Source organism: Janthinobacterium darwini, assembly GCF_051380905.1.
GTDB lineage: Bacteria > Pseudomonadota > Gammaproteobacteria > Burkholderiales > Burkholderiaceae_D > Janthinobacterium.
This window is the reverse complement of the sequence record NZ_JBNYXX010000002.1, coordinates 578,127-602,928: the sequence shown is the minus strand read 5'-3', so window position 1 is coordinate 602,928 and position 24,802 is coordinate 578,127. Positions and strand designations below refer to the sequence as shown.

The 24,802-nt window shown below is 61.4% G+C and carries 19 protein-coding genes; 9 read left to right on the top strand and 10 right to left on the bottom strand.

Translation table 11 applies throughout. From position 1 onward, the window contains the following. Window positions 1-61: 61 nt before the first annotated feature. Window positions 62-1,534 carry an amino acid permease gene (locus tag ACQ4WZ_RS18205; RefSeq protein WP_101483059.1) on the top strand — a complete coding sequence of 491 codons (1,473 nt, stop codon included), beginning with the start codon at window positions 62-64 and terminating at the stop codon, window positions 1,532-1,534. A gap of 67 nt (window positions 1,535-1,601) precedes the next feature. Further along, window positions 1,602-3,551, top strand: coding sequence for a S9 family peptidase (locus ACQ4WZ_RS18200; protein WP_436574149.1), 1,950 nt, complete (start codon window positions 1,602-1,604; stop codon window positions 3,549-3,551). An 8-nt stretch (window positions 3,552-3,559) separates the two neighbouring features. On the opposite strand, the gene ACQ4WZ_RS18195 is transcribed toward ACQ4WZ_RS18200, so the two are convergent. Both ACQ4WZ_RS18195 and ACQ4WZ_RS18190 read right to left on the bottom strand, forming a co-directional pair. Next, window positions 3,560-5,710, bottom strand: a complete 2,151-nt coding sequence (locus ACQ4WZ_RS18195; protein ID WP_436574148.1) for an FUSC family protein — start codon at window positions 5,708-5,710, stop codon at window positions 3,560-3,562. A gap of 90 nt (window positions 5,711-5,800) precedes the next feature. Then, window positions 5,801-7,489, bottom strand: a complete 1,689-nt coding sequence (locus tag ACQ4WZ_RS18190; RefSeq protein WP_436574147.1) for a M14 family zinc carboxypeptidase — start codon at window positions 7,487-7,489, stop codon at window positions 5,801-5,803. A gap of 150 nt (window positions 7,490-7,639) precedes the next feature. Here ACQ4WZ_RS18190 and ACQ4WZ_RS18185 point away from each other — a divergent pair, with 150 nt between their 5' ends. After that, window positions 7,640-8,206, top strand: a complete 567-nt coding sequence (locus ACQ4WZ_RS18185) for a hypothetical protein (protein ID WP_101483056.1) — start codon at window positions 7,640-7,642, stop codon at window positions 8,204-8,206. A gap of 69 nt (window positions 8,207-8,275) precedes the next feature. On the opposite strand, the gene ACQ4WZ_RS18180 is transcribed toward ACQ4WZ_RS18185, so the two are convergent. The 6 genes from ACQ4WZ_RS18180 to purB all read right to left on the bottom strand — a co-directional run bounded on the left by ACQ4WZ_RS18180 (window position 8,276) and on the right by purB (window position 14,481). Further along, on the bottom strand, window positions 8,276-10,429 hold the full coding sequence (locus ACQ4WZ_RS18180; protein ID WP_101483055.1) for a S46 family peptidase: 2,154 nt from the start codon (window positions 10,427-10,429) through the stop codon (window positions 8,276-8,278). A gap of 307 nt (window positions 10,430-10,736) precedes the next feature. Next, complete coding sequence (locus ACQ4WZ_RS18175) at window positions 10,737-11,006, bottom strand: GlsB/YeaQ/YmgE family stress response membrane protein (RefSeq protein ID WP_101483054.1); 270 nt, start codon at window positions 11,004-11,006, stop codon at window positions 10,737-10,739. A 176-nt stretch (window positions 11,007-11,182) separates the two neighbouring features. Then, complete coding sequence (locus ACQ4WZ_RS18170) at window positions 11,183-11,758, bottom strand: YceI family protein (RefSeq protein WP_436574146.1); 576 nt, start codon at window positions 11,756-11,758, stop codon at window positions 11,183-11,185. A gap of 38 nt (window positions 11,759-11,796) precedes the next feature. Further along, complete coding sequence (locus ACQ4WZ_RS18165; RefSeq protein WP_101483052.1) at window positions 11,797-12,351, bottom strand: YceI family protein; 555 nt, start codon at window positions 12,349-12,351, stop codon at window positions 11,797-11,799. Between the two features lie 39 nt (window positions 12,352-12,390). Then, entirely contained in the window at window positions 12,391-12,915 is a 525-nt protein-coding gene (locus ACQ4WZ_RS18160) for a cytochrome b (protein WP_070311507.1), read from the bottom strand. A gap of 186 nt (window positions 12,916-13,101) precedes the next feature. After that, a complete protein-coding gene (purB, locus tag ACQ4WZ_RS18155; protein WP_070302851.1) occupies window positions 13,102-14,481 on the bottom strand; it encodes an adenylosuccinate lyase in 1,380 nt (459 codons plus the stop codon). A 277-nt stretch (window positions 14,482-14,758) separates the two neighbouring features. On the opposite strand from purB, the gene ACQ4WZ_RS18150 reads away from it, so the two are divergent. From ACQ4WZ_RS18150 to ACQ4WZ_RS18130, 5 genes are all read left to right on the top strand, one after another. Beyond that, window positions 14,759-15,373, top strand: a complete 615-nt coding sequence (locus ACQ4WZ_RS18150) for a glutathione S-transferase N-terminal domain-containing protein (protein WP_101483050.1) — start codon at window positions 14,759-14,761, stop codon at window positions 15,371-15,373. A 7-nt stretch (window positions 15,374-15,380) separates the two neighbouring features. Then, entirely contained in the window at window positions 15,381-16,409 is a 1,029-nt protein-coding gene (locus ACQ4WZ_RS18145; protein WP_436574145.1) for a LacI family DNA-binding transcriptional regulator, read from the top strand. A 312-nt stretch (window positions 16,410-16,721) separates the two neighbouring features. After that, entirely contained in the window at window positions 16,722-19,016 is a 2,295-nt protein-coding gene (locus tag ACQ4WZ_RS18140; RefSeq protein WP_436574144.1) for a TonB-dependent receptor, read from the top strand. Between the two features lie 15 nt (window positions 19,017-19,031). Next, window positions 19,032-20,900 carry an alpha-amylase family glycosyl hydrolase gene (locus tag ACQ4WZ_RS18135; RefSeq protein ID WP_436574143.1) on the top strand — a complete coding sequence of 623 codons (1,869 nt, stop codon included), beginning with the start codon at window positions 19,032-19,034 and terminating at the stop codon, window positions 20,898-20,900. Further along, window positions 20,897-22,225: an MFS transporter gene (locus tag ACQ4WZ_RS18130; protein WP_436574142.1), complete on the top strand. Its 1,329-nt coding sequence runs from the start codon at window positions 20,897-20,899 to the stop codon at window positions 22,223-22,225. The genes ACQ4WZ_RS18135 and ACQ4WZ_RS18130 overlap by 4 nt, the downstream gene beginning before the upstream one ends. 54 nt (window positions 22,226-22,279) lie before the next feature. On the opposite strand, the gene bfr is transcribed toward ACQ4WZ_RS18130, so the two are convergent. After that, window positions 22,280-22,756 (bottom strand): bacterioferritin, encoded by a 477-nt coding sequence (bfr, locus tag ACQ4WZ_RS18125; RefSeq protein WP_034745609.1) that lies wholly within the window; start codon window positions 22,754-22,756, stop codon window positions 22,280-22,282. Between the two features lie 421 nt (window positions 22,757-23,177). Here bfr and ACQ4WZ_RS18120 point away from each other — a divergent pair, with 421 nt between their 5' ends. Further along, window positions 23,178-23,858 carry a Fe2+-dependent dioxygenase gene (locus tag ACQ4WZ_RS18120; RefSeq protein WP_101483046.1) on the top strand — a complete coding sequence of 227 codons (681 nt, stop codon included), beginning with the start codon at window positions 23,178-23,180 and terminating at the stop codon, window positions 23,856-23,858. Window positions 23,859-24,090: 232 nt separating this feature from the next. On the opposite strand, the gene ACQ4WZ_RS18115 is transcribed toward ACQ4WZ_RS18120, so the two are convergent. Further along, window positions 24,091-24,792 carry an energy transducer TonB gene (locus ACQ4WZ_RS18115; RefSeq protein WP_101484762.1) on the bottom strand — a complete coding sequence of 234 codons (702 nt, stop codon included), beginning with the start codon at window positions 24,790-24,792 and terminating at the stop codon, window positions 24,091-24,093. Window positions 24,793-24,802: the final 10 nt, after the last annotated feature.

Genomic DNA, 24,802 nt, shown 5'->3' with positions numbered 1-24,802 from the left:
AATCGCGACGCGCAGTAGGTTTTGGCAGGTGTTCAAGTGCATGCCTCATAAAGGAATGCTAGTGAGCCAAACCCTGGTCCAGAAACTTTGCCGCACCAAGCCGATCGATACCACGGTCGAATATGGTGAAGGCCTCAGCAGCAGTGGCTTGAGCCGGTCCATCGGCCTGTTTTCCCTCACCATGATCGGCGTCGGCGCCACCATCGGCACGGGCATTTTCTTTACCATGGTCGAAGCCGTGCCCAAGGCGGGCCCATCGGTCGTCCTGTCTTTCCTGATCGCCGCCATCACGGCCGGCCTGACGGCCCTGTGCTATGCGGAATTGTCATTCCGCATTCCCGCTTCCGGCTCTTCGTATTCGTTTGCCTACGCCACCGTGGGCGAGTTTCTTGCCTTCATTATGGCCGCCTGCTTGCTGCTTGAATACGGCTTGGCGGGCAGTGCCGTGGCCATCGGCTGGTCGTCCTACCTGAACAACTTCCTGGAAAATGCCTTCGGCTGGCACATCCCCGAGATGCTGCGCACGCCGATGATCGTTTCCGGCCCACATGGCATGGAGTTTCATGCCGGCCACATCAACCTGCCGCCGATCTTCTTGATCTGCATGTGCGGCTTTTTGCTGCTGCGCGGCGCCAAGGAATCGGCCCTGATGAACGCCATCATGGTCATCATCAAGCTGGCGATCCTGGTGTTTTTCATCATCATCGCGTTTTCCGGTTTTAATGCCGACAATTTCTTCCCCTTCTTCAATACCGACAACAGCAAGGGCTTTGCCGGCATGACGGGTGTCACAGCCGCAGCCGGCACCGTGTTCTTCTCCTTCATCGGTCTCGATACGGTGGCGACGGCGGGTGACGAAGTGAAAAATCCTACGCGCAATGTGCCACGCGGCATCCTCGGCGCCCTGCTCATCGTCACCGTGTTTTACCTGCTGGTGGCCGTGGCCGCTCTGGGCGCGCAACAGGCGAAATTGTTCGAAGGCCAGGAAGCGGGCCTGGCGGTGATCCTGCAAAACGTCACGGGCAAGACCTGGCCCGCGCTGGTGCTGTCGGCCGGTGCCGTCATTTCCGTCTTCAGCGTGACCCTGGTGACGATCTACGGCCAGACGCGCATCCTGTTTGCCGTCAGCCGCGACGGCCTGATCCCGAAGTCGTTCCAGAAGATCCACCCGCGCACCCTGGTGCCGGTCAGCAATACCATCATCGTCTGCCTGGTGGTGGCCTTGGTGGCCGGTTCCGTCGATGCGACTTATTTGTGGGACATGGTCAGCATCGGGACCCTGACAGCCTTCATGGTGGTCTCGGTTGCCGTGCCCGTGCTGCGCCACAAGCAGGGCGCCAACCGCATCGAAGGCTTCAGCGTGCCATTCGGGCCGTATGTGATTCCTGGCCTGAGCATATTGGCTTGCCTGTACATCATGCGCGATTTGCCGCATACGACGTTTATCGTGTTCAGCGTGTGGATGGCGGTGACTGTGGCCATCTATTTCTTGTACAGCATGCGGCATTCGCACCTGGGCAAGAAGGCCCGCTAATGCAGCCTGCTCCATCCAAAACCGCCGCGCTTGCCGGCGGTTTTTTTTATTCTTAACCGGAATTTACATGATGAAAATAACTGATCTGGCCGCTTGCGGCTTGTTGGCAGGCAGTCTTATGGGAACCATGGCGCAGGCCGCTCCTGCCAGCGGCGCGGTGCTGCGCGATTACCGCGCCGTCGCCTTGTCGGCCAATGGCCAGCGCCTTGCCGCCATCGAATCGAGCAAGGCGGACGAACAGCCGGAGCGTCCGCATGCTGCCATCGTCGTGCGCGACGCCGCCAACGGCGCCATCGTGCAGCAATTCGATCCGTGTGCCATGTGTTCCTACGACAAGCCCAGCTGGTCGCCCGATGGTAGGCAGCTGGCCTTTGTCGGTTACGACGCCAAGGCGGGCATGGCGCAGCTGTACCTGGCCACGATGTCACAGGCGCAAGTGCGCTTGTTGACCAGTATCAAGGGTGTGGCCAGTACGGCGCGCTGGTCGCCGGACGGCAAGCAACTGGCCGTGCTCGCGACAGTGGGAGCGCGCAAGCTGGCCGGCGCCGTGGAGGCGGGTGCGCGCCAGGTGGGAGAAGTGGGCAGCGAAGACGATGCCCAGCGCATCGCCGTCGTGCCAGTCAGCGGCGGCGAGCCGCGTTTGCTGTCACCAAGCGATACCTATGTGTATGAATACAGCTGGACGCCTGATGGCCGCGGCTTTGTCGCTACCAGCGCGCAAGGCAATGGCGACAGCAACTGGTGGGTCGCCAAGCTCAGCCATATCGATGCGGTCACGGGCGCCCTGCGCGTGATCGCATCACCTGCCATGCAGCTGAACTTGCCGTCTGTCTCGCCGGACGGCAAGACGGTGGTCTTCATCGGTGGCCTGATGAGCGATTTCGGCTCCATCGGCGGTGATATTTACACCGTACCGCTGGCCGGCGGCACGCCGCGCAATCTGACACAAGATTATCGCGGCACCTTCAATGGCGTCGTCTGGCGCGGTGCCGGCTTGCTGGCGACCGCGCTGATCGACTCGCAACTGTCGCTGGTGCCTGTCGACGCGCAAACCGGTCCGGCCCAGCCGGTGATGCTTGGTGAGATCAGCAGCAGCGGCAGCGATGGCCGTCTGTCGTTCAGCGCCGATGGCCGGCAAGCCGCTGCCGCGCAGGAAGATTTTACGCACGCCAGCTATCTGGTGGCGGGACCGGTGGGCCAGCTGAAAAAAATCACGCGCGACAATGACGGCTTTGCGCCGCAGCTGACGGTGCAGAACGTGGGCTGGAACAATGAGCAATACAAGGTGCAGGGCTGGTTGCTGGGGCCGATGACGGTGGAGGCGGGCAAGCGCTACCCGATGATCGTCAACGTGCATGGCGGCCCGGGCGCGGCCGCCTCGCCCCGCTATGTGGCGGCGAGCAGCCTGATCCGCGAATTGACGCAAAAAGGCTATTTCGTCTTCCTGCCCAATCCGCGCGGCAGCTTTGGCCAGGGACAGGCATTTACGCGGGCCAACATGGCGGACTTTGGCGGCGGCGACTGGCGCGACATCCTGGCCGGCATCGACGCGGTGGAAAAAGTGGCGCCCGTCGACGGCCAACGCCTGGGCCTGATTGGCCATTCGTATGGCGGCTTCATGACCATGTGGGGCGTCACGCACAGCGACCGCTTCAAGGCGGCCGTGGCGGGTGCGGGTGTGTCGAACTGGATCAGTTATTACGGCCAGAACGGCATCAATCAGTGGATGATCCCTTTCTTTGGCGCCTCCGCATATGACAAGCCCGAAGTCTACCGCCGTGCCTCGCCCATCGAATCGATCAAGGCGGCCAAGACGCCGACCCTCATCTATGTAGGCGAACGCGATGTGGAAACACCGGCCGCCCAGTCGCTGGAATTCTGGCACGGTTTGCGCGCCATGGGCGTGCCGTCCAGCCTGTTCATCTACGACGGCGAAGGCCATTCCTTCCGCAAGCCCGAGCACCAGCGCGACTTGCAGAAGCGCACCATCGGCTGGTTCGAGCAGTATCTGAAGTAAATGGCAGCTTAGCGCGGTGAGACAATGTGCACGATCGCCGCGCTATGTATTACGATCTTGTCCGCATCTGCCTGCAACAACCGGATGCGGCGCTGCACCAGTGGCCAGCCTGACCAGGCCACGTCGCTGACGGGCGGTGCGGCAGGGGTGGCCAGCGGCGCGCTGATGGTGGCCTTGTTGTCGAGCTGCTCCAGCGCGCGCGACAGGGTCAAACACACTTGCGTATGGCTGTGGCTGAGCAAGGCGTTGACGGGTGCGACAGGCAGCTGGCTGGCGTGGCGTCCCAAGATCGAGCGCAGTGCCGCCACGTGGGCGACCAGTAAATAATTTTGCACGATGAACAGGTTGATGTCTTCCACGGCCCGCTGCTTGCTGGCCGGTTCATCGAGCATGCGCACCAGTGCCGAGCTGAGCGCGGCCAAGCTATCCATCAAACGCTTGCGCTCGATGCGGTAGGCGAAATCATCGAAACATTTTCCCTGCAGCAGTGCGAAGCTGGCCTGCATATAGCTCAAGTTCACATTCAGCACCTGGCGCACCAGGCGTGGCAGGCTCTGGTATTCCCAGTTGGCCAGCACAAAGCTGAACACGGTGGCCACCGCCGCGCCGATCAGGGTATCGATCAGGCGTTCGCTGACCAGGTTGGGGTTGCTGGGCGCCACCAGGTGCATTTGCAGCAAGATCATCAGGCTGACAGCGATGGCCGTGTAGCGGTAGCGCAGATAGATGAAGGTGGGCGTGGCCACGATGGAGAGAAATAAAATGGCCATCAGCACGATATTGCTGTGCACGAAGCGGATCACGATGGCCGTGATGACGCAGCCGATGATGGTGCCGATGATGCGGTCGGCGCGGCGCTGGCGCGTCATGCTGAACGTGGGGCGCAGGATGATGACGATGGTTAGCACGATCCAGTAGCTGTGCGCCGCGTACGGCAGCCAGTGGCCAATCAGCAATCCGACCGAAATGGCCATCGATACGCGCAGGGCGAAGCGGAACACGGGCGAATCGAGGCGCAGATTTGACAGCAGGGTCTTCAGTTCATATTTTTGCTGCGACAAGAAGGGCGCCATGTCCGCACCGCTCCAGAACGGCACGTCGGCATAGACTTTTTGCGTGGCCAGATGCAGTTCGACTATCATCTTCAGAATCGCACGGATCTTGTTGCGCTGTGCGCGCAAGGTGGCCAGCGCTTCCTGCGCACCGTCGCCTTTTGCGTGCAAGCGGGCAATTTCTGCTTCGATATCAAACCATTCCTTGTCGTAGCTGATGTGCGCATATGAGGCGCGCTTGCGCGTGACGGCGTAGGCCACGGCTTCGATGTCGCGCGCCGCCTTGTAAGCGAGATCGTGCAAGGATTTGAGCACGTCGGAGTCGGCCAGGTGCTGGCGCAGCAGCGCGTAATCCGTGTGCGTGGAAAGAATCAGCTCGTATAAATCGAGCATGCACACGTGCACCTGCACGACGATGGCATCCTTGCTGTTCTTGTGGCTGCGCAAGATCAAATCGCGCGACGCTTGCTGGCGGTCGGCCAAAATGCTTTGGTGGCGCACAAGCTTGTTGAATTGCTCCGTCAAATTGAAACGCGTGTCGTAGAAATCGGCCTTGATGTCGATGTAGGCGGCTAACTCGAACAGGGCTTCGGCCAGCACTTGCTGCTTGATGCGGTGGCGCAAGACCCAGGCGATAGCCATGGCATAGGCCAGATAGATGAGGCCACCCAGCATGAACAGGCCCGCATGGTGAAATGATTGCTGCCACGTCATCTGGTGCTCCATCGACATGGTCATGATGAACAGGGCGGCAAGCTGCAAGGGCATGGATTTCTTGCCGTACACCACCATCATGCTGGCGAGAAAACTCACCAGCACGAGTACCGTCATCAACAGCCACTGCACGGGCCCGCACAGGCTGATTAATAAGGTGACGGCGCTGCACAGCAGCACGGAAGCCAGCATTTCGTTGAACTTGTGGCGCAGGGGGCTGGGCATGTCCATCAGGGTCGTGCACAGGGCGCCGATGCACACCGTCATGGCAGTGGTGCTGTCGCTGATTTCCAGGGTCAGCAGGGTCAGGCCGACCAGGCCGATGGCCACGCGCAAGCCCAGGTAAAAATAATGGCTGTAAATGAAGGTGCGCAGGTTCAGTGCGTAGTGCATGGGATTACCTTGTGGGCAGGGCACAGAAAGAGGCGCCGCACCGGGATCTCCGATGCGGCGCCAGGATGTTGCAGTTGCTGCAGCCTTGATTTACATCAGGGCAATGACGGGGTAGCGCCGCCATTCAGGTTCGGCAAAGCGCTGGCAGTGCTCAAAGATGAAATCGAGTACGGCTTCCTGGTTGCTCAGCAGGGCCGGGTTGGCTGCTTTCCACTCGGCAAACTTGGTGGCCAGCGCCGGTTCGTCGCGCAGCAGTTCGGAGGCCATGTCTTCAAATACGTAATCGGAAAACGCCTCTTTCTTCTCCAGTACGCTGTTGAAGAAGCCCCAGCGGAAGAAGCTGTCGTGTGCCTGCGGTTCCAGTGTTTCCACGGCGTAACGGGCGTTGTCCTGCTCCAGGCTGATGACGTAGTCGCCCGCCTGCAGGGTGAATTTTCCCGTGCGCGCTTCCACTTCCACCGTATCGTGGAACATATGGCCTTCGTAGGCGGTGGCACGCGTGCCGACGTTGGTGATGTGGTAATAGCGTGCCGTTAGCGTCTGTTCGGCGGTGATGCGGCTCATTTCCACACCGTTCCAGCGCAGGCGCTCGATGACTTCGCGCCAGGCTTGCGGCACGACATAGGCTTTCGGCGCGGCCACGGTGACGTCTGCATCGAAGCGGTTGTAGTACTTGATATCGCGTTCCCACGGCTGCGAACGGTCGTAGGACAGGCGCTGGTAGTCGCCCAGGATACTCGGCGTGTATTGCGCCGCGTAGCCCTTGAAGGGGAAGGTAGACGGTTGTTCTTCGTTCATGGCCCAGTGGATCGGCCATTCTGCCTGCGTGCGGCCTGCTGCCTTGGCTTGCGCGCGCAGCTGGCGGATTTTCTCGCCATGTTCCACCGTGAACGCCATGGTGATGTCGAGCAGGGCGCGCATGGAAGCGTAGCGGTCGGCAAATGGTTTCAGCATATGCGTTTCCGGCATGAAGCCGATCACGTGATGCAGCGCGGCAAAACCGGTCGAGAAACGGGGCACTTCGAGGAATTCGGCGATGCCGTGGTCGGGGCTATCCTTGACGGGATTGACATACGGGCAGGTGGGCCAGCCCGCCTGTTCCATCTGGGCAAAGATGTGCGGCAGCATGGTGTCTTGCAGGAAGGGACCCAGGCCATTGCCAAGTTTATCCGTCTGCGTATGGATCAGGGTCATCGTGTACGGGTAGTCGGCGCCGTTCGATGTATGCGTGTCGACCATCACGTCCGGGTCCCAGCTGGCCAGCAAGCGGTTGAACACTTGCGCGTTCAGGCTGTCGCACTTGATGAAATCGCGGTTCAAGTCCAGGTGGCGGCTATTGCCGCGGAAACCGAATTGCTCCGGGCCATCCTGGTTCACGCGCGACGTATTGGCGCGGTTCAGGCTGCCATCGACGTTGTAGATCGGAATAAACAACAGCACGGTCGTGCCCAGCGCAGCCAGGCGTTCGGGTTGCGTGCACAGGTCGCGCACGATGGCCATGCAGGCATCGATGCCTTCCGGTTCGCCCGGATGGATGCCGTTGTTGTTGAAAAAGACGGTGCGGCCAGCACGCTTGATTTGCTCGCGGTCAAACACGCCGTCCGCGCTGACGACGCCAGCGTGGATAGGCACGCCCGAGTCGGACAGGCCGATCTGTTCGAAGTGCAGCACCTGCGGATAGCGTGCGGCGAGATCTTTGTAGAAAGTAATGCATTCCAGCCAGGTCGTGGTCTGGTTGTGGTTACCGAGTTCGTAGGTCGTGCGCAAGTCTGGTGGCATAGCGGTCTGAGTCTGGGAGGGGGAAGGCGCGCTGGGTAAGTACGCCCGCTAGGGGCCAATTGTAGCACCGGCGCTTCTGCCTTGATGCGCAACAGCGGGCGAGTGCCGCACTTGTGTTATGAATACGTTTCACGCGCAAGGGGAGGCTGCATGGGCAAGACGGCGATGGCGGCGCTGGTGTGGTGGGCTAGCATGGCGGCACAGGCAGCGCCATTGCGCTTGCCGGCGGGCAAGGAACCCGTGGTGCAGGGCGGCTCCGTCACGGCCACCGCGCAGGGCGCGCTGATACGTTACCGGGGCTGGCTGCTGGCCGTCGATGGGGCAGCGTCGGAGGCGCGGCCCGATGTCCTGCTGGCTTCGGCGGATGCAGGCCGGGCGCCGCAGTTGCAGATCGGGGCCACGCGGCATCTCTTGCTACCGTGGTCAGCCTTCGAGCTGGTCAAGGGACGCACGCGCTTGCGCATCACTGCGCTGCCGGGACCTGAGGCTCCCGCGCTGCTGCTGGACTTTGGCGAGGCCGATTATCGCATCGTGATTCCCGCCGCGACCATAGCGAGGCCAGCCTATCCTTTGTTGGCGCAACGTTTTCCCGGCGCCGACCTGGCCTTGCTGCGCGAAGATGGCCGGAGGGTCATGTTGCCGCTGCGAAGCGGTCGTGCGCAAGTGTTTGGCGCGGAGCAAGCCGTGCCTTACCGCTTCGCCAAAATAAAGCGTTAGGCGAAAAAAAGCCACTCCCGCAGGAGTGGCTCAGCTGACAAGCGCCCGTTACCGGGTTATTGCTTTTTGTTATTCAGCGCCCATTTCTTTCAGCAGGTTGTCTGCGTGGTCGATGTGTTTCATGTTCCACAGCATGTAGCGCAGGTCGACCTGGATCGAACGGGTGTTGGCCTTGTTGTAATCCCAATCGGAAATGATCGAGTCCAAGGTGCCATCGAATGCCAGGCCGATGAATTCGCCTTTCGCGTTCAGGGCAGCCGAACCGGAGTTGCCGCCGGTAATGTCCAGGGTGGCCAGGTAGTCGACCGGCACGGTTTTCAGTTTAGGATCGACGAATTTACCGAAGTCCTTGGCTTTGATCGCGGCCAGTTGATTTGCTGGTGCATTGAACTCGCCCTGGCCCGTGGCTTTGGCAACGACGCCATTGACGGTGGTGAAGGCGGTCCAGGTGGTGCCATCGGCGCCATGGTCACGGCCGGCAACTTTGCCGAACGTCACGCGCAGGGTGCTGTTGGCGTCAGGATAGACGGCTTGGCCCTTGCTCTTCATGAAGGCAATTTTTGCTTTCATGTAGTTGGCGTAGGCTTGCTGGATCTTGCCGGCCAGTTCTTCGTCTTCCGCTTCGTTTTTCAGCGAATCAGGGTACATGGCGACGGCTGCCTGGATGAAGCTGTCCTTGCTGGCCTGGAATTCGGCTGGCGTGCGTTTCAGCCATGCTGCACGCTCGGCCTTGTCGCCCAGCTTGCTGCCGGCATACAGTTTGTCCAGGGCGGCGGACAGGTCGGCCGGCGACATGCCGTCCTTGATGCCGATGGCGGCGTCGAAGCTGGCGCGGCGTTGTGCGGCCGGTTGCGCGGCGTACTTGGTCAGGCTGTTCAGTACCAGCGCCTTGTCGACTTTTTCATCGTAGGTGCGCTCGACCGAGGTAATACCCGCTTCCAGGCGTGGCAAGTCGCGCGTCTGGTAGCCGGACTTGCGTTCCGTATCGGCCTTGGTGCCTTCGTTGGACAGGCGGTACAGGCTGCGTGCCGTGTTGAGCAGGCGTGGCTGTGCGTAGCTGAGGAAGAAGTCGCGCTTGGTATCGGCATCGCGCTCGGCGATCAGCTTTTCCACTTGCTCGATGTCGCCGGCAAATTCAGCCTTGCGCGCAGGATTGGCGTTGACCCAGGTTTTCAGGGCTTCGTGTTCCGTCGTCTTGCGCGCCAGGAAGTCGCTGCCCGCGTACGAGTCGAGCATGCCTTGGCGGTTCTTGTAGTAATTGTTCACGCCAGCGACCTGACCCGCGTATTTCAGGGCAACATCTTTGTTGTCCTTGGTTTCGCGCGCGATGATGGCCAGGGTTTCGCCCGATGCCTTGACGAAGGCCGGGTAGTTCCAGTCAAACGTGAACGCCACTTCCGATGGCAGGCGGTGGCGGTTGGTGCGGCCAGGGTAGCCCAGCGCCATGACGAAATCGCCCTCTTTCAAGCCATCCTTGGCCAGTTTCAGCACGTGTTTTGGCTGGTATGGCACGTTGTCCTTGCTGAAGTCAGCAGCCTTGCCGTCGCGGCTGACGTAGGCGCGGTAGAAACCGTAGTCGCCAGTGTGGCGCGGCCACATCCAGTTGTCGGTGTCGCCACCGAACTTGCCCACGCCCGCTGGTGGCGCGTGCACGAGGCGTACGTCGCGAATTTCCAGTTGCTTGATCAGGTAGAACTCCAGGCCGCCGTAGTAGCTCGACACTGTGCAGCGGAAACCCGCTTCTTTTTCGCATTCGGCGACCAGTTTCTTCTGGTTTTTCTCGATCGCGTCGATGCGCGCCTTGCCCTGCAGCTTGGCAACATCGGCGGTGATGATCTTGTCGCTGACATTCGTCACGGCCGAGGTGACGAAGATGCGGCTGCCCGGGGCGGCCGGCAATTCTTCAGCGAAGGTCTTGGCCAGGAAACCATTGGCCAGCAAATCGCGCTCTTTGGTCGAATTGACCGCCACGCTGTTGTAGACGCAATGGTGGTTGGTGGCAACCAGGCCTTGTGGCGAGACGAACGAGGCCGAACAACCGCCCAGGCTGACGATGGCGCCCATCGGGAACTCGGTCAGTTTGGTCAGGGTGGCCGGATCGAGTTTCAGTCCGGCTGCTTTCAGTTCCTTGGCTACTTGTGGCAGCTGTTGGGGCATCCACATGCCTTCGTCGGCGTGTGCGAAATTGCTCAGGATGGCGAGCGCGATTAAAGATTTTTTCATTCGAGTTCTAGTCTTTTTACATGGAGGGAAGTCGGAACCAACGTGTACCCAGTGTCTTTTCTCAGCGGGCGACCTAGAGTATCCGTATCGAACTCGCACTAGTCAATCACATTTTCCGGGTGGCACGCTTGCATAGAATTGTCCAAATTGCATTATTTTTGCTGGCATAGAGGAGAAAATAGGCCGCCAGCGCGCATTTTTCCGTCCGCTGGCTGTGGTATTTGTCCATACGTGTCTGGGCCGCAATGAGAAATGGCCAGGCGCTTGCGCGACCCGGCCATCTCGTGATGCACGGCGAGTTGCCGGTTTAGCGTATTTTGCCGCGGCGCAAAAGATTCACGATGCCCAGCAGGATGACTGCGCCCAGGAACGAGACCAGCAGCGAGGACATGCTGAAATTGTCGCTATTGATGGTGCCCGTGCCGAACAGGGGCGCCAGCAGCCAGCCGCCCAGGAAGGCACCGACGATGCCGACGACGATATTGAGGAAGATGCCTTGTTGCGCATTTGTTTTCATGACCATGCTGGCCAGCCAGCCGATGACGCCGCCAATAACGATCCAGATAATGAAATTCATGTAGTCCTCCGCGCGGTGGGTAAGTGGGGTTTCATGTTAGAAAAACATCATGCCAGGTGATACTGATGCCACACGATAGAAAAGTCCAGCGGATTTGCTTCGCGCATGCAAAAGCCCGCCTGGCTGCGGGCAGCGAGGCGGGCTTGTCATGCGGCAAGGGGTGCTTTACAGCACCCTTAGTCGGCCTTGATGGCTTCGACTTGAATCGCCAGCTTGACTTCCGGCGAGAAGGCCGGCATGCCGTAGCTCAAGCCAAAGTCGCTGCGCTTGAATTCCGCGCTGGCGTCGGCGCCGCACACTTCACGCTTGTAGCGCGGGTGCATGATGCACTTGAATTTGCTCACGTTCAGCTTGACGGGCTTGGTCACGCCCAGCAAGGTCAGCTCGCCATCGACTTCCACCAGCTGATCGCCGTTGAACTTGAACGACTTGCTCTTGTAGGTGATTGCCGGGAATTTTTCCACATTGAACATGTCTGCTTTTTTCGCGTGTGTGTTCATGGCGTCGAGGCCGAAATCGATCGAATCGGCATCGATGACCAGGTCCAGGCTGCCCGTCTTGGCAGCACGGTCGAGGGTGACCGTGCCCTTGGTCTTGTTGAACTTGCCGCGCCAGACGGACATGCCCATGTGATCTGCTTCAAAGCTGGGGAAGGTGTGCGTCGGGTCGAGGTTGTAAGTGTCGGTAGCGGCCATGGCCGAACCCGCGCCGGCTACTGCCAGTACGGCGATCATCAAATGCTTCAATTTCATTGAATTCCTAATTAAGTTAAACAACAGATTTTCGGGCGTTACTGAGCAGAAACATGAAACTTAATAGTGACCTCGTCGGCAACCATGCTCGTGTCTTTCCACTCGCCTTCGCCGATGTTGTAGGTCAGGCGCTTGATCGGCAGGGCGCCGTCGAAGGCATATTTGCCGCCATCGGCTTTCACCGTCAGGGGGAAGGTCACGTCGGTCGTCTTGCCTTTGATGCTCAGTTTGCCGCTCACCGTCAGCTTGCCCGCGCCGGCGGCCTTGATGCTGCTCGAGACAAAGGTAGCTTTCGGGAACTGGGCCGAGTTGAACCATTCTTTCTTGGCCACTTCCTTGTTGTACTCGGGGTCGCCGATATCGATGCTGGCCGTGTCGATTTCCACCGACGCTTTCGAGGCGTCCGGCGTGGCCGGGTTGTAATCGATGGCGATATTGAATTTCTTGAACTTCGCTTCCACGGGCACGTTCATTTGCTTGAACACGGCCGACACACTGGTCTTGGCGGGATCAACTTTCAGCAGGGTGGCTGCGGTGGCGGCCACGGACAGGCCCAGCAGGGAAGCGAGGACGAGGCGTTGGGTGGTTTTCATCTTGTTTTTTCCTGTGTTTCAGTGAGCAAGGGGAGGACGTTAAGGCAACATGCGCTTGAGCACGCCATCGCGGTCGATGAACTGGTGCTTCAGCGCTGCCAGCACATGGGCGGCCACAGCGGCGGCCATTGTCATGTTCAGAACATAATGAATTTCTTTTAAAAGCGGCTTAAGTTCCGGGTTCGGCGCCATGATGACGGGCAGCTGGAATAATCCAAGGTACACCACCGGCACGCCAGCGGCCAGGGTGTACAGGTAGCCGGAAATGGGCACGGCGAAGATCAGGATATACAGCAGCACGTGCATGGCGTCGGCCGCCTTCTTTTGCCAGGCAACCATGCTGGCCGGGTGCGGCGGCGGCACGTTGGCCTTGCGCCACAGCAAGCGGATGGCGGCGATGGCCAGCACGGTCACGCCCAGCCATTTGTGCCAGGAGAAATATTTGAGCTTGGTGGGCGTCAGGCCGGGAATGTCCGTCATGACCAGGCCCATGACAAAGGCGCTGATGATCAGCAGGGCGGTCAGCCAGTGCAGGATGATGGCGGTGGTGGTGTAGCGTTGCATCGGTGGCTTTCTTGAATGTAGTACGTATTAGGACTAATTCGGCCTAATATACCAAAGAAAAGCAAATGGCGCTGCGTGCTGCAGATTCTACAAGAAAGACTGCCGGAAAAACTGCGGGGCGGGCAGCATTTATGTGCTGGCCGCCCCGCAGGAGTGGATTTGCCTGATCCGGATAGCGATGGTCGCTTAGATCGCCTTGGCCAATTGCGCCGCGATACCGATGTAGTTAGCCGGTGTCATGGTCAGCAACACATCCTTGGCATCTTGCGGAATGGCCAGGCCATTGACGAAGGTTTGCAGCGCCTCTTTCGAGATGCCCTTGCCGCGCGTCAATTCTTTCAGTTGCTCGTACGGATTTTCGATGCCATAACGGCGCATGACGGTTTGCACGGGCTCGGCCAGTACTTCCCAGGTCGCGTCCAGGTCTTGCGCCAGGCGTGCGTGATTCACTTCCAGCTTGTTCAGGCCGCGCAGGCAGCTGTCATAGGCCAGCAAGGTGTAGCCCAGGCCCACGCCGATGTTGCGCAGCACGGTCGAATCGGTCAAGTCGCGCTGCATGCGCGAGACAGGCAGTTTTTCCGACAGATGTTTTAGCACGGCATTGGCCAGGCCCAGGTTGCCTTCCGAGTTCTCGAAGTCGATCGGGTTGACTTTGTGCGGCATGGTCGACGAACCGATTTCGCCCGCTTTCAGCTTTTGCTTGAAGTAGCCCAGCGAGACATACGTCCAGATGTCGCGGTTCAGGTCCAGCAAGATCGTGTTGGCGCGCGCGAAGGCGTCAAACAGTTCGGCCATGTAGTCGTGCGGCTCGATCTGGATGGTGTACGGGTTGAACACCAGGCCCAGGCGCTGTTCGATGACGGCCTGGGAGAATGCGGGCCAGTCGAAGCCGGGATAGGCCGACAGGTGGGCGTTGTAATTGCCGACGGCGCCATTCATCTTGCCGAGGATTTCCACTTGTTCGATGCGTTTCACCGCGCGCTGCAAGCGGGCCACGACGTTGGCAAACTCCTTGCCCAGGGTGGTCGGGCTGGCCGTCTGGCCGTGCGTGCGCGACAGCATCGGCACGTCGGCATTGTCGTGCGCGATCTGCGTCAGCTTGGCCACCAGGCCGTTCAATGCCGGCAGCATCACGCCATCGCGCGCGGCTTTCAGCATCATGCCGTGCGAGGTGTTGTTGATGTCTTCCGAGGTGCAGGCGAAATGGATGAATTCCGACGCCGCCACCAGTTCCGGCACGTCCGCCACTTGTTCCTTCAGCCAGTACTCGACAGCCTTGACGTCATGGTTGGTGACCGCTTCGATGGCCTTGATGCGGGCCGCGTCGGCTTCCGAAAAGTCGGCCGCCATCTTGTCGAGCAGGGCGCTCGCTTCTGCCGAGAAAGGCTTGATTTCAGCGAAACCGGCTTGCGACAGCGCTTGCAGCCAGGAGATTTCCACTTTCACGCGGTGGTGCATGAAACCGGCTTCGGACAGGATCGGGCGCAGCAGATCGGTCTTGCTGGCGTAGCGGCCATCGAGCGGAGACAGGGCCGACAGCGTGGAATACGGAGTAGTAGAAGTCATGAGAGCGGACGCAAGTTAAAGAAACGGTTGGCGTGTGGCGCGCGGGGAGGGCAGGGTTATTGCAATACAGCAACACTGACGGCGCCACAGTAAAGGGCGATTTTACCACCGCTGGCCGCTGGCCAGCCGTCCGTCGGCGGCGGATGGCCCCCATTCTGGCCGAATCCGGCCCCGATGCGGCGTGCCTGCCACACCTGAGGCAGCGCCAGGCGCGTGCTGCCAAACGCCGCTGCCGCCGATGCTATACTGATTGCTGCTCCTTTACCTTAAAGTACCTATGAAACTGATCGGCTCCCTCGCCAGCCCGTATGTCCGCAAAGCCCGTATCGTGCTGGCGGAAAAAAAGCTCGACTATGTCTTCGAGCTGGAAAACGTGTGGGTGCCGGAAACCCGCATTGCCCAGGCTAATCCCTTGGGCAAGGTGCCCTGCTTGGTGATGGAGGATGGCAGCACGCTGATCGATTCGAAAGTCATCGTCGAATACCTCGACACGCTCACGCCCGTGTGCAAGCTGCTGCCGGCCGGCGGCAATGGCCGCGAGCGGGCCGATATCAAGAACTGGGAAGCGCTGGCCGACGGCATCCTTGACGCGGGCGTGCTGGTGCGCCTGGAGCGCACGCAGCGCCCGCCCGAGCAGCAGAGCGCGGCCTGGATCGCGCGCCAGCTCGACAAGATCACGCTGGGCCTGGCCGCGCTCGAGGCGCGCCTGGGCGAGAGTGCGTATTGCGCCGGCAAGAACTACACCTTGGCCGACGTGGCCGTGGGCTGCACGCTGGGCTGGCTCAGCTTCCGCTTCCCGGAAATCGACTGGCGTGCGGACCATCCCGCGCTGGCGCGCCTGTTCGACAAACTGTCCGAGCGGCCATCGTTCAAGGACACCGTGCCGCAGTGAGCGTACGATGACCGGTACCGATTCGAAGGCGCAGCAACGCCTGCAGATGGCCGATATCGCGCGCCTGGCTGGCGTATCCACGTCCACCGTGTCGCGCGCGCTGAGCGGTAGTTCGCTGGTCAATGAAGAGACGCGCGCGCGCGTCATCGCGCTGGCCCGTTCGCTCAAGTATTCCATCAATATCGGCGCGCAAAACCTGCGCCTGAAACAGAACCGCACGGTAGGCGTGGTGGTGCCGTATGACGCAGCCACGCGCCAGCACCTGTCCGACCCCTTTTTCCTCAGCATGCTGGGCAGCCTTGCCGATGCGCTGACGGAGCAGGGCTTCGACATGCTCATTTCGCGCGTGGATGCCGAAACGCTCGATGCTGCCGCCCAGTCTTTCGATAGCGGCCGCGTGATCGGCATTATCCTGATCGGCCAGTGGCGCCACCATGAACAACTGAATCAGCTGGCCGCGCGCCAGGTGCCCATCGTCGTGTGGGGCGCGCAATTGCCGCAGCAGCTGTATTGCACCGTCGGGGGCGATAACGTCGCCGGCGGCAGGCTGGCCACGGAACACTTGCTGGCGGCGGGGCGCACGCGCATCGCCTTCTTTGGCGACGCCAAGCTGCCCGAAGTGGCGCAGCGCCACCAGGGTTATGCGCAGGCGCTGGCCGCGCAGGGTTTGGTGCCCGACCCGCAACTGTACGTGGCCGGTTCCTTCCTGCCGCAGGGCGGAGCGACGGACGTGCAGGAATTGCTGGACCGCCGCCTCCCGTTCGACGCCATCTTCGCCTGCAGCGACTTGCTGGCCATGAGCGCCATCAGTGCCCTGCGCGCGCGCGGCGTGGCCGTGCCGGAGCAGGTGGCCGTGGTTGGCTACGACGATATCGAACTGGCCGCGTATTTCCATCCGCCGCTGACCACCGTGCGCCAGCCGATCCGCGCCGCCGGGCGCGCGCTGGTGGCCTCGCTGCTGGCGCTGGTCGACGGCGCAGCAGCGCCATCCCAGCAATTGCCAACCGAGCTGATCGTACGCGCCTCGGGCCGCTGAGGTGGGCATGCTTCATCGGCTGCAACCGATTGCAATAATTTAGATTTACCTCCTATATTTTCATGCTGCAGTGCCGCATGAAAAGCCCTGTTTGCTCAGCGCATAAGCGCTTATTACCTCTGCTCCCTTCGTATTATTCTCTTAAAAACAACATAAATTTCATGTTGCAGTGCTCGATTGCAATCGATTGCAATAAATTCTTATTCGTTGAATAATGACGTACCGGCTCAGCCAGCGCGCCACGGCATGTAGCGGCCAGGACTCATAACAAGCGGATACCTCGATGTATCGGCATACAACACTGGAGACAAGATGAAGACACGTACTGCTCAACGCGGCTGCATGGCCGCAGCCGTCGCCCTGGCCATGCTGCAATTGGGCGCGGCCCAGGCACAATCCACCGGCGACACCGCCAGCGCCGCCCCCGCCGATGGCCTGAACCTGGAACGCATCGTGGTCACGGGCACCACCGGCGGCACGTCGAAAATGAAATCGAGTAATTCCGTCAGCAGCATGGAACTCGACACCATCCTGCACAATGCGCCGACCAGCGCCGCCGAAGTCCTGCGCTCGGTGCCGGGCTTGCGGGCCGAGTCTTCGGGCGGCGAAGGCAATGCCAACATCACCGTGCGCGGCCTGCCCATTTCCGCCGGCGGCGCGCGCTATGTGCAGATCCAGGAAGATGGTTTGCCGGTGCTGCAGTTTGGCGACTTCAACTTCACCACGCCCGACAGCTTCGTGAAAATCGATTCCACCCTGGACCACCTGGAAGTGGTGCGCGGCGGCTCGGCCTCCACCCTGGCCACCAACTCGCCGGGCGGCATCATCAATTTCATCAGCAAGAATGGCAAGGAGCAGGGTGGCAGCGTGGCCATCAGCCGCGGCCTGGGCTATGACCAGACCCGCGTGGACTTCGACTATGGCGCGCCGCTCTCGGAGCGTACGCGCTTCTTCATCGGCGGCTCCTGGCGTACGGGCGAAGGCATCCGCCACAGCGGCGTCAACAGTGAAAAGGGCGGCCAGATCCGCGGCAATGTCACGCATGAATTCGACAGCGGCTTCGTGCGGCTATCGTTCAAGCACCTCGACGACCAGTCGCCCACGGCCCTGCCGGTGCCGGTCAGCGTGAGCAATGGCCGCATCACGGAAATCGCCGGCATCGACCCGCGCAAGGCCAGTTTCTATTCGCCGTACTGGGTGCCCGACATGGTGCTGAACAAGGATAACCAGCGCGTGGCCACCCGCGTCAACGACGGCTTGCACGTGAAGAGCGACACCGTAGGCCTGGAAGCATCATTCAAGCTTGGGCAGGGCTGGAGCGTGAGCGAAAACTTCCGCTACGCAGACAATTCCGGCCGCTTCACGGGCGTCTTCCCGTCGAATAACGGCAGCGACGGCAGCTATGTGTTTGCGAGCGGACCGAATCTGGGCAAGCCTTATGTCGGCCGGGCCTTTTCCGCCGTGGTGTTCAATACCTCGATCGACGACGCCAGCAATACCCTGAGCGACACCAAGCTGGCCAAGACTTTTGTTCTCGACAGCGGCAAACTGACCACCACGGCCGGCCTGTACCTGTCGCAGCAAAAGCTGGGCCTGACCTGGAACTTCAATGAATACCTGATGCAGGCCACGGGCGACCAGCCGGCGCTGCTGCAAACGGCCAGCAGCACGCCAGGCTATATCGGCCCGGCCTTCGGTGCCTGCTGCTCGCGCGCCGTCGACATGGAGTACCGCACGACGTCACCGTACCTGAACCTGGCCTGGGAAAGCGGTGCGCTGAACCTCGACGGCGGCCTGCGGCGCGACCGCCAGCATGCCAGCGGCACGGCCAATATCGCCACCGGCGCGCAAGCCTATCTGCCGTCGACGGTGCAGCAGGTCGACTACACCTTGGGCCACACCTCGTACTCGCTGGGCGCGAACTACAAGCTGCAAGCCAACCTGGCCGTGTTTGCCCGTGTCAGCGAAGGCGTGGCCTTCAATGCCGACCGCATCCTGTTCGGCACGCCCTTGGATGGCAGCGTGCCCGTGGCCATCAATACCGTGCGCCAGCTTGAAGGCGGCGTGAAATGGCGCCAAGGTCCCCTGAGCACCTTCGTCACCGTGTTCCAGGCCAAGACCAAGGAAAGCAATTACGAAGCGACTACCCAGCTGCGCACGGCCAACAGCTATGAAGCGAAGGGCGTGGAACTGGAAGCGGCCTACAGCGCGGGCGACTTCCGCATCAATGGCGGCCTGACGTTCACGGATGCCGAGATCACGGGCACGGCAGCGGCCGATGTGGCGCTGATCGGCAATACGCCGCGGCGCCAGGCGCGTGTCGTGTACCAGCTCGCGCCTACCTATGAATGGGGAGCGGCTACCTTGGGCGCCAGCCTGGTCGGCACGGGCAAGTCGTGGGGCGACGATGCGCATACGATCACCTTGCCCGCCTACCAGGTGCTCAATGCCTTCGTCAATTACCAGCTCACGCCGCAAATGCAGGTGGCGCTGACGGCGAACAATCTGCTCAACAAGATCGGCTATACGGAAGTCGAGGGTGATGGCCATGCTGCCCGCTCGATCACGGGGCGCGCCGTCAAGGTCAGCCTGAAATACGCATTTTAAGCAAGGATAGGATTCATGATGTCGATACGCAGCCCCCTGGCGCGCCTGCTGGCGCCGCTCCCCACGCCCTTGCGCAACGATGCGGCGCGCCGCTACGCGCGCCAGGAGGCGGTCTTGCTTGAACGCCTGGGCAGCCTGTATGGCCAGCGGCCGGACTTCCTGCCCTGGCTGGGAGACCTGATGGAAAGCGTGGGGCGGCTATACGCGGCGCGCGCGCCGGCGCTGCTGCGGCAAGATGCGCAGCGCGAAGCGCAGCCGGACTGGTTTGCCAGCCAGTCCATGCTGGGCTACAGCGCCTACGTGCAGCGCTTCGGCGGCAGCCTGCAGGGGGTGGCCGCGCGCATTGCCCACTTGCGCGAACTGGGCGTGACGTATCTGCATTTGCTGCCATTTTTGCGGCCGCGCGCCGGCGAAAGCGATGGAGGCTTTGCCGTCGCCAGCTTCGAGGAAGTCGACCCTGCGCTGGGCAGCAATGCCGACTTGCAGGCATTGACTGCGCAGCTGCGCGCAGCCGGCATCAGCCTGTGCTCGGACCTGATCCTCAACCATGTGGCCGATGACCATGCGTGGGCGCTGGGCGCGAAGGCGGGCGATCCGCTGCTGCGCGATTTTTTCCACACCTATCCCGACCGCGCGCAGCCGGACCGCTACGAGCGAACGGTAGGCCAGGTTTTCCCGCAGGCGGCGCCGGGCAATTTCACCTTCGTGCCAGAGCTCCAGCGCTGGGTCTGGACCACGTTTTATCCCTACCAGTGGGATTTGAACTACGCCAATCCGGCCGTCTTCGCGGCCATGGCCTGCGCCATGCTGGGCCTGGCCAACAAGGGCATCGAAGTATTCCGTCTCGATTCGACGGCCTTCCTGTGGAAACGCGAAGGCACGGACTGCATGAACCAGCCTGAAGCCCACAGCCTGCTGCAAGCTTTGCGCGCCATCGCCGCCCTCGTTGCGCCTGGCGTATTGCTCAAGGCCGAAGCCATCGTGCCCACGCCCAAGCTGCCCGCCTATTTTGGCAGCGATGCCGCGCCCGAATGCCATATCGCCTATCACAGCAGCCTGATGGCCGCCGGCTGGGGCGCGCTGGCGGAGGAAAGCACGGATCTGCTGCAGCAGGTGATCGCCGCCACGCCACCGCTGCCGCCGGCCGCAAGCTGGCTCAGTTATGTACGCTGCCACGATGACATCGGCTGGAACGTGCTGCTCAATGAAGCGGGCGCGGACGGGCCGGCGCGCCTGGCGCGCATCGCGCAGTTCTTTGCCGGCACGCCGGGCACAGGCAGCTATGCGCGCGGCGCCGCCTTCCAGAGCAGCAGCGCCGACAAGGCGCATGGCAGCAACGGCATGGCCGCCTCGCTGGCCGGCCTGGAAAGCGCCACCACGGTACAGGAGCAGGAATACGCGTTGCGGCGCCTGCTGCTGCTGCATGGCCTGGCCTTGAGCTTTGGCGCCTTGCCGGTGCTGTACATGGGCGATGAACTGGGCATGACCAACGATTACAGCTACACGCAGCGCGCGGACCGGGCGATGGACAGCCGCTGGCTGCAGCGTCCGGCGTTCGACGACAGCCTGCTCGCATGGCGCCACGATGGTGTGAGCGCCAGCGGCCGGCTGTACCTGGCGCTGCGCCAATTGATCGACGCGCGCAGGCGCTTGCCGGCCCTGGCCGCCGCTGCGCCGCGCAGCGTGCTGCCGGCCGACACGCCGGCCGTGCTGGCGCTGCTGCGGGGCGACGCGTTTCTCAACCTGAGCAATTTCAGCGGCGCCAGTCAGCGCTACACCTTGCCAACAGGCGAGTGGCGCAACAGCCTCGATGGCAGCGTGCTGGCCGGCACCGTATGTCTGCAGCCCTGGCATATGCTGTGGCTGGAAAGGGAACCGGCATGAGCGACGCCACCACGCACCGCCCGCATCTGTCGTTCTGGCAGATCGTCAACATGAATGTCGGTTTTTTCGGCATCCAGTTCAGCTTCGGGCTGCAGCAAAGCAGCATGAGCCCCATCTACAAATACCTGGGCGCCGACGAGGCGAGCCTGCCATATTTGTGGCTGGCCGGTCCCATGACGGGGCTGCTCGTGCAGCCCCTGATCGGCGCCATGAGCGACCGCACGGTGACGCGCTGGGGCCGTCGCACGCCGTACTTCCTGATCGGCGCCATCCTGTGCAGCCTGGGCCTGCTGGCCATGCCGTTCAGTCCTACCCTGTGGATGGCCGCCAGCCTGCTGTGGATACTCGACGCGGCCAACAACGTGACGATGGAGCCATACCGCGCCTTTGTCAGCGACAAGCTGGACAAGAAGCAGCATTCGCTGGGCTTTCTTACGCAAAGTGCGTTTACGGGGCTGGGGCAAACGCTGGCCTACCTGACCCCATCGCTGCTGGTCATGCTGGGCATGAACAAGGATGCCGTCAATGGCAGCCATATCCCGCATATCGTCATCGCCGCCTTCCTGATCGGCGCCGTGTTCTCGCTTGCCTCAGTGCTGTGGACCCTGAAGACGACGCCGGAAAACCCCCTCACGGCGGCCGAGCTGGCGGCCATCCGCAGCCGCCCGCCGGGCTGGCGCCACACGCTGGCCGATATCGGCGCGGCCCTGCGCGAGATGCCGCCGACGATGAAGCAGCTGGCCATCGTCAACCTGTTCCAGTGGTACGCCATGTTCTGCTACTGGCAGTACATTGCGCTGTCGCTGGCAGCGACCCTGTTCCACACGACGGACCCCGCGTCGCAAGGCTTTCGCGACGCGGGCCTGCTGAACGGGCAGGTGGGTGCCTTCTACAATTTCGTCGCCTTTGTCGCTGCCTTTGCGCTGGTGCCGTTCACGCGCCGTTTCGGCCCCAAGCGCATGCACAGCCTGTGCCTGTGCGCGGCCGGAGTGGGCATGCTGAGCATCCCGCTGATCCACAGCCCGGCGCTGCTGTTGCTGCCCATGCTGGGCGTGGGCCTGGCCTGGGCCAGCATCATGGGCAATCCCTACATCATGCTGGCCGGCTGCATTCCGCCCGAGCGCACGGGCGTCTACATGGGCATCTTCAACATGTTCATCGTCATCCCGATGATCATTCAGATCTTCACCCTGCCCCTGTATTACCGCAGCTGGCTGGGCGGCAATCCGGAGAACGTCATCCGGCTGGCCGGCGCCCTGTTGCTGTGCGCTGCGGTGGCGGTGCTGTTCGTCAAGCTGCGCCCGCCGCAGGCCACAAAGACTTGAGGACGGACGTAAAAAAACCGGCTCTGCCGGTTTTTTTACGATGCTGCGAAAGGATTACTCTTCAATCGCCATCTGGCTTTGCAGATAATTCTGAATACCGACTTTGGCGATCAGATCGATCTGCGTTTCGAGCCAGTCGATATGCTCTTCCGTGTCTTCCAGGATCATCAGGAACAGGTCGCGCGAGACGTAGTCGCCCGCTTTTTCGCTGATGGCGATGCCTTCCTTGACGGTGGCGTGCGCGGCGCGTTCCAGTTTCAAATCGCATTCCAGCATTTCCGGCGTGTTCTCGCCGATCAGCAGCTTGTGCAGCGCTTGCAGGTTAGGCAGGCCGTCGAGCATCAGGATGCGGTCGATCAGCTTGTCGGCGTGTTTCATTTCGCCGATCGATTCTTCGTATTCCTTCTTGCCCAGCTTTTCCAGGCCCCAGTGCTTGTACATGCGCGCATGCAGGAAGTACTGGTTGATGGCCGACAGTTCGTTGGTGAGCTGTGCGTTGAGCATGCGGATGACTTCTTTATCGCCCTTCATGGGATTTCCTTTGTTCTGTGTCGCGTTCGATGATGAAACCGGAGGCTGCTGGCGTTCACTGCCGGGTGGCGCAGGGCTGCCTGGTGGCGCGCAGGTTGCCGGTCTCGCTATGCCCGCATGATAGCGCAAAATATGGGCGTTTCTTGCTGTGAAACGGTGTTTTTCCGTCTATTTAACGTAAATATCGTGCGAATAAAACCCATTCTCAAATGGATTGCCAGATTTTTCCGTTTTTTATTTGTCAAGGAAAATGAAGGCCATTCTCATTCGCGTTCATGCCGTCTGTCGTGCGTTTTCAGCGGGCCTGGATTGTCGCGTGGAAACGGCGCAAAATGTTTGCGACATTCTTGCCTTTACGTATTCTTGGCTGCTGGTGGCGATGCGATAATCACCGGGGAAACTCACTACAAAGGATAGCAAGATGATGCTGCATATACCCGGCGTGCTGACACCGGAACAGGTGACGCATTTTCGCCAGCGCCTGGCGCAGACGGACTGGGTCGACGGTCGCGCCAGCGTCGGGGCGCAAGGCGCGCAGGTCAAGCGCAACCGCCAGCTGGCCGAGGGTTCGCCGCTGGCGCTGGAGTTGGGCGAGATCGTCAGCCGCGCGCTGATGGCCAATCCGCTGTTCTTTTCGGCCGTGCTGCCGCTGCGCATCCTGCCGCCGTTCTTCAACAGCTACGCGGGCGGCGAGCACTATGGTCTGCATATCGACGGCGCCATCCGCACGCCGAAAAATGGCATGCAGTCGATGCGCGCGGACGTCTCCTCGACCGTGTTCCTGAGCGAGCCGGATGAGTACGAAGGCGGCGAGCTGGTGGTGGTCGATTCCTACGGTACGCATGAAGTGAAGCTGCCTGCAGGCGACGTCATCGTGTATCCGTCGAGCAGCGTGCATCAGGTGTTGCCCGTCACCAGTGGCGAGCGGATCTGTTCATTCCTGTGGACGCAAAGCATGGTGCGCGAAGACTGGAAGCGCAGCATGCTGTTCGAACTCGATCAGAACATCCAGAGCGTGCGTGGCGAGCACGGCGATTCGCCGGCGACGGTGGGCTTGACGGGGCATTACCACAACCTGCTCAGGATGTGGGCGGAGATGTAAGGCAGGGGTCAGACCCCCGGCGACGTTGGCGCTGAACTTTGCGTTGGCGGTGTTGAGGGTCTGACCCCATAGCGCGCTGCGCATCTGGCAAAAAAAAGTCTGCCTGGCCCGGGGATGGTGGCTGGCAGACTGAAACAAGCAAATCGCTTGACTAAAAACAGGGCGCAAAAAAGCAAGCAGGCACACGGTGCGATGCTTGCGGGCTGGCAGCGGCGCAAGGGCCGCCGGAAGGCTAGCTCAGTTGGAAGGTCAGGGGCACGAGCACGTACACGGGTACGGGCTTGCCGTTTTCGATCATGGGCTTGAACAGCGCGCGCTGCGCGGCCTGGCGGCCCGCTTCATCGAGGTTGCCGTAGCCGGTCGATTTATGGATCAGGATTTGCTCAGGCAAACCTTTTTCATTGATCAGAATGCGCAATACCACGGTGCCGCTCTCGCCCAGGCGGCGCGACAAATTCGGGTAGATCAGTTGCGGTGCCTTGATGTATTCGACGCTGCTGACGGTGCGCGGTGCCGCGGGTGCAGGTGGTGACGGCGCCGGTGTCGATGGCGCTGCCGGCGCGGCGGCGGCCACAGGCGCCGCTTCTGCGCGCGTAGGCTGTGGCGGCGTGATCGTCGGTTCGCTCGGCGCCACGGCGATCAGCGGCAGCGGCGGGATCACGGCGCGCGGCACGGGAGCGCTCAGTTCCACGGTTTTCGGTACGGACGGTGCCGGGGGCTTGGGTGGCGCCGGCGGGGCGATGATGCTGATGGTGGTGATGGTCGGCATGGCCGCCGTGACGACGCGGCTCAACAGGCCGCTCTGGATGGCGTAAAAGCCGGCGATATGCAGGACGACGATGGCCATCAGCGGCGCGAACTTGTTGCGCTTCTTGTCGAAGTTGGCAAATTGTTGCACGGCCTGCACCGTTACGGGCGGGGGCATCATCGTCATGGCGTTCATC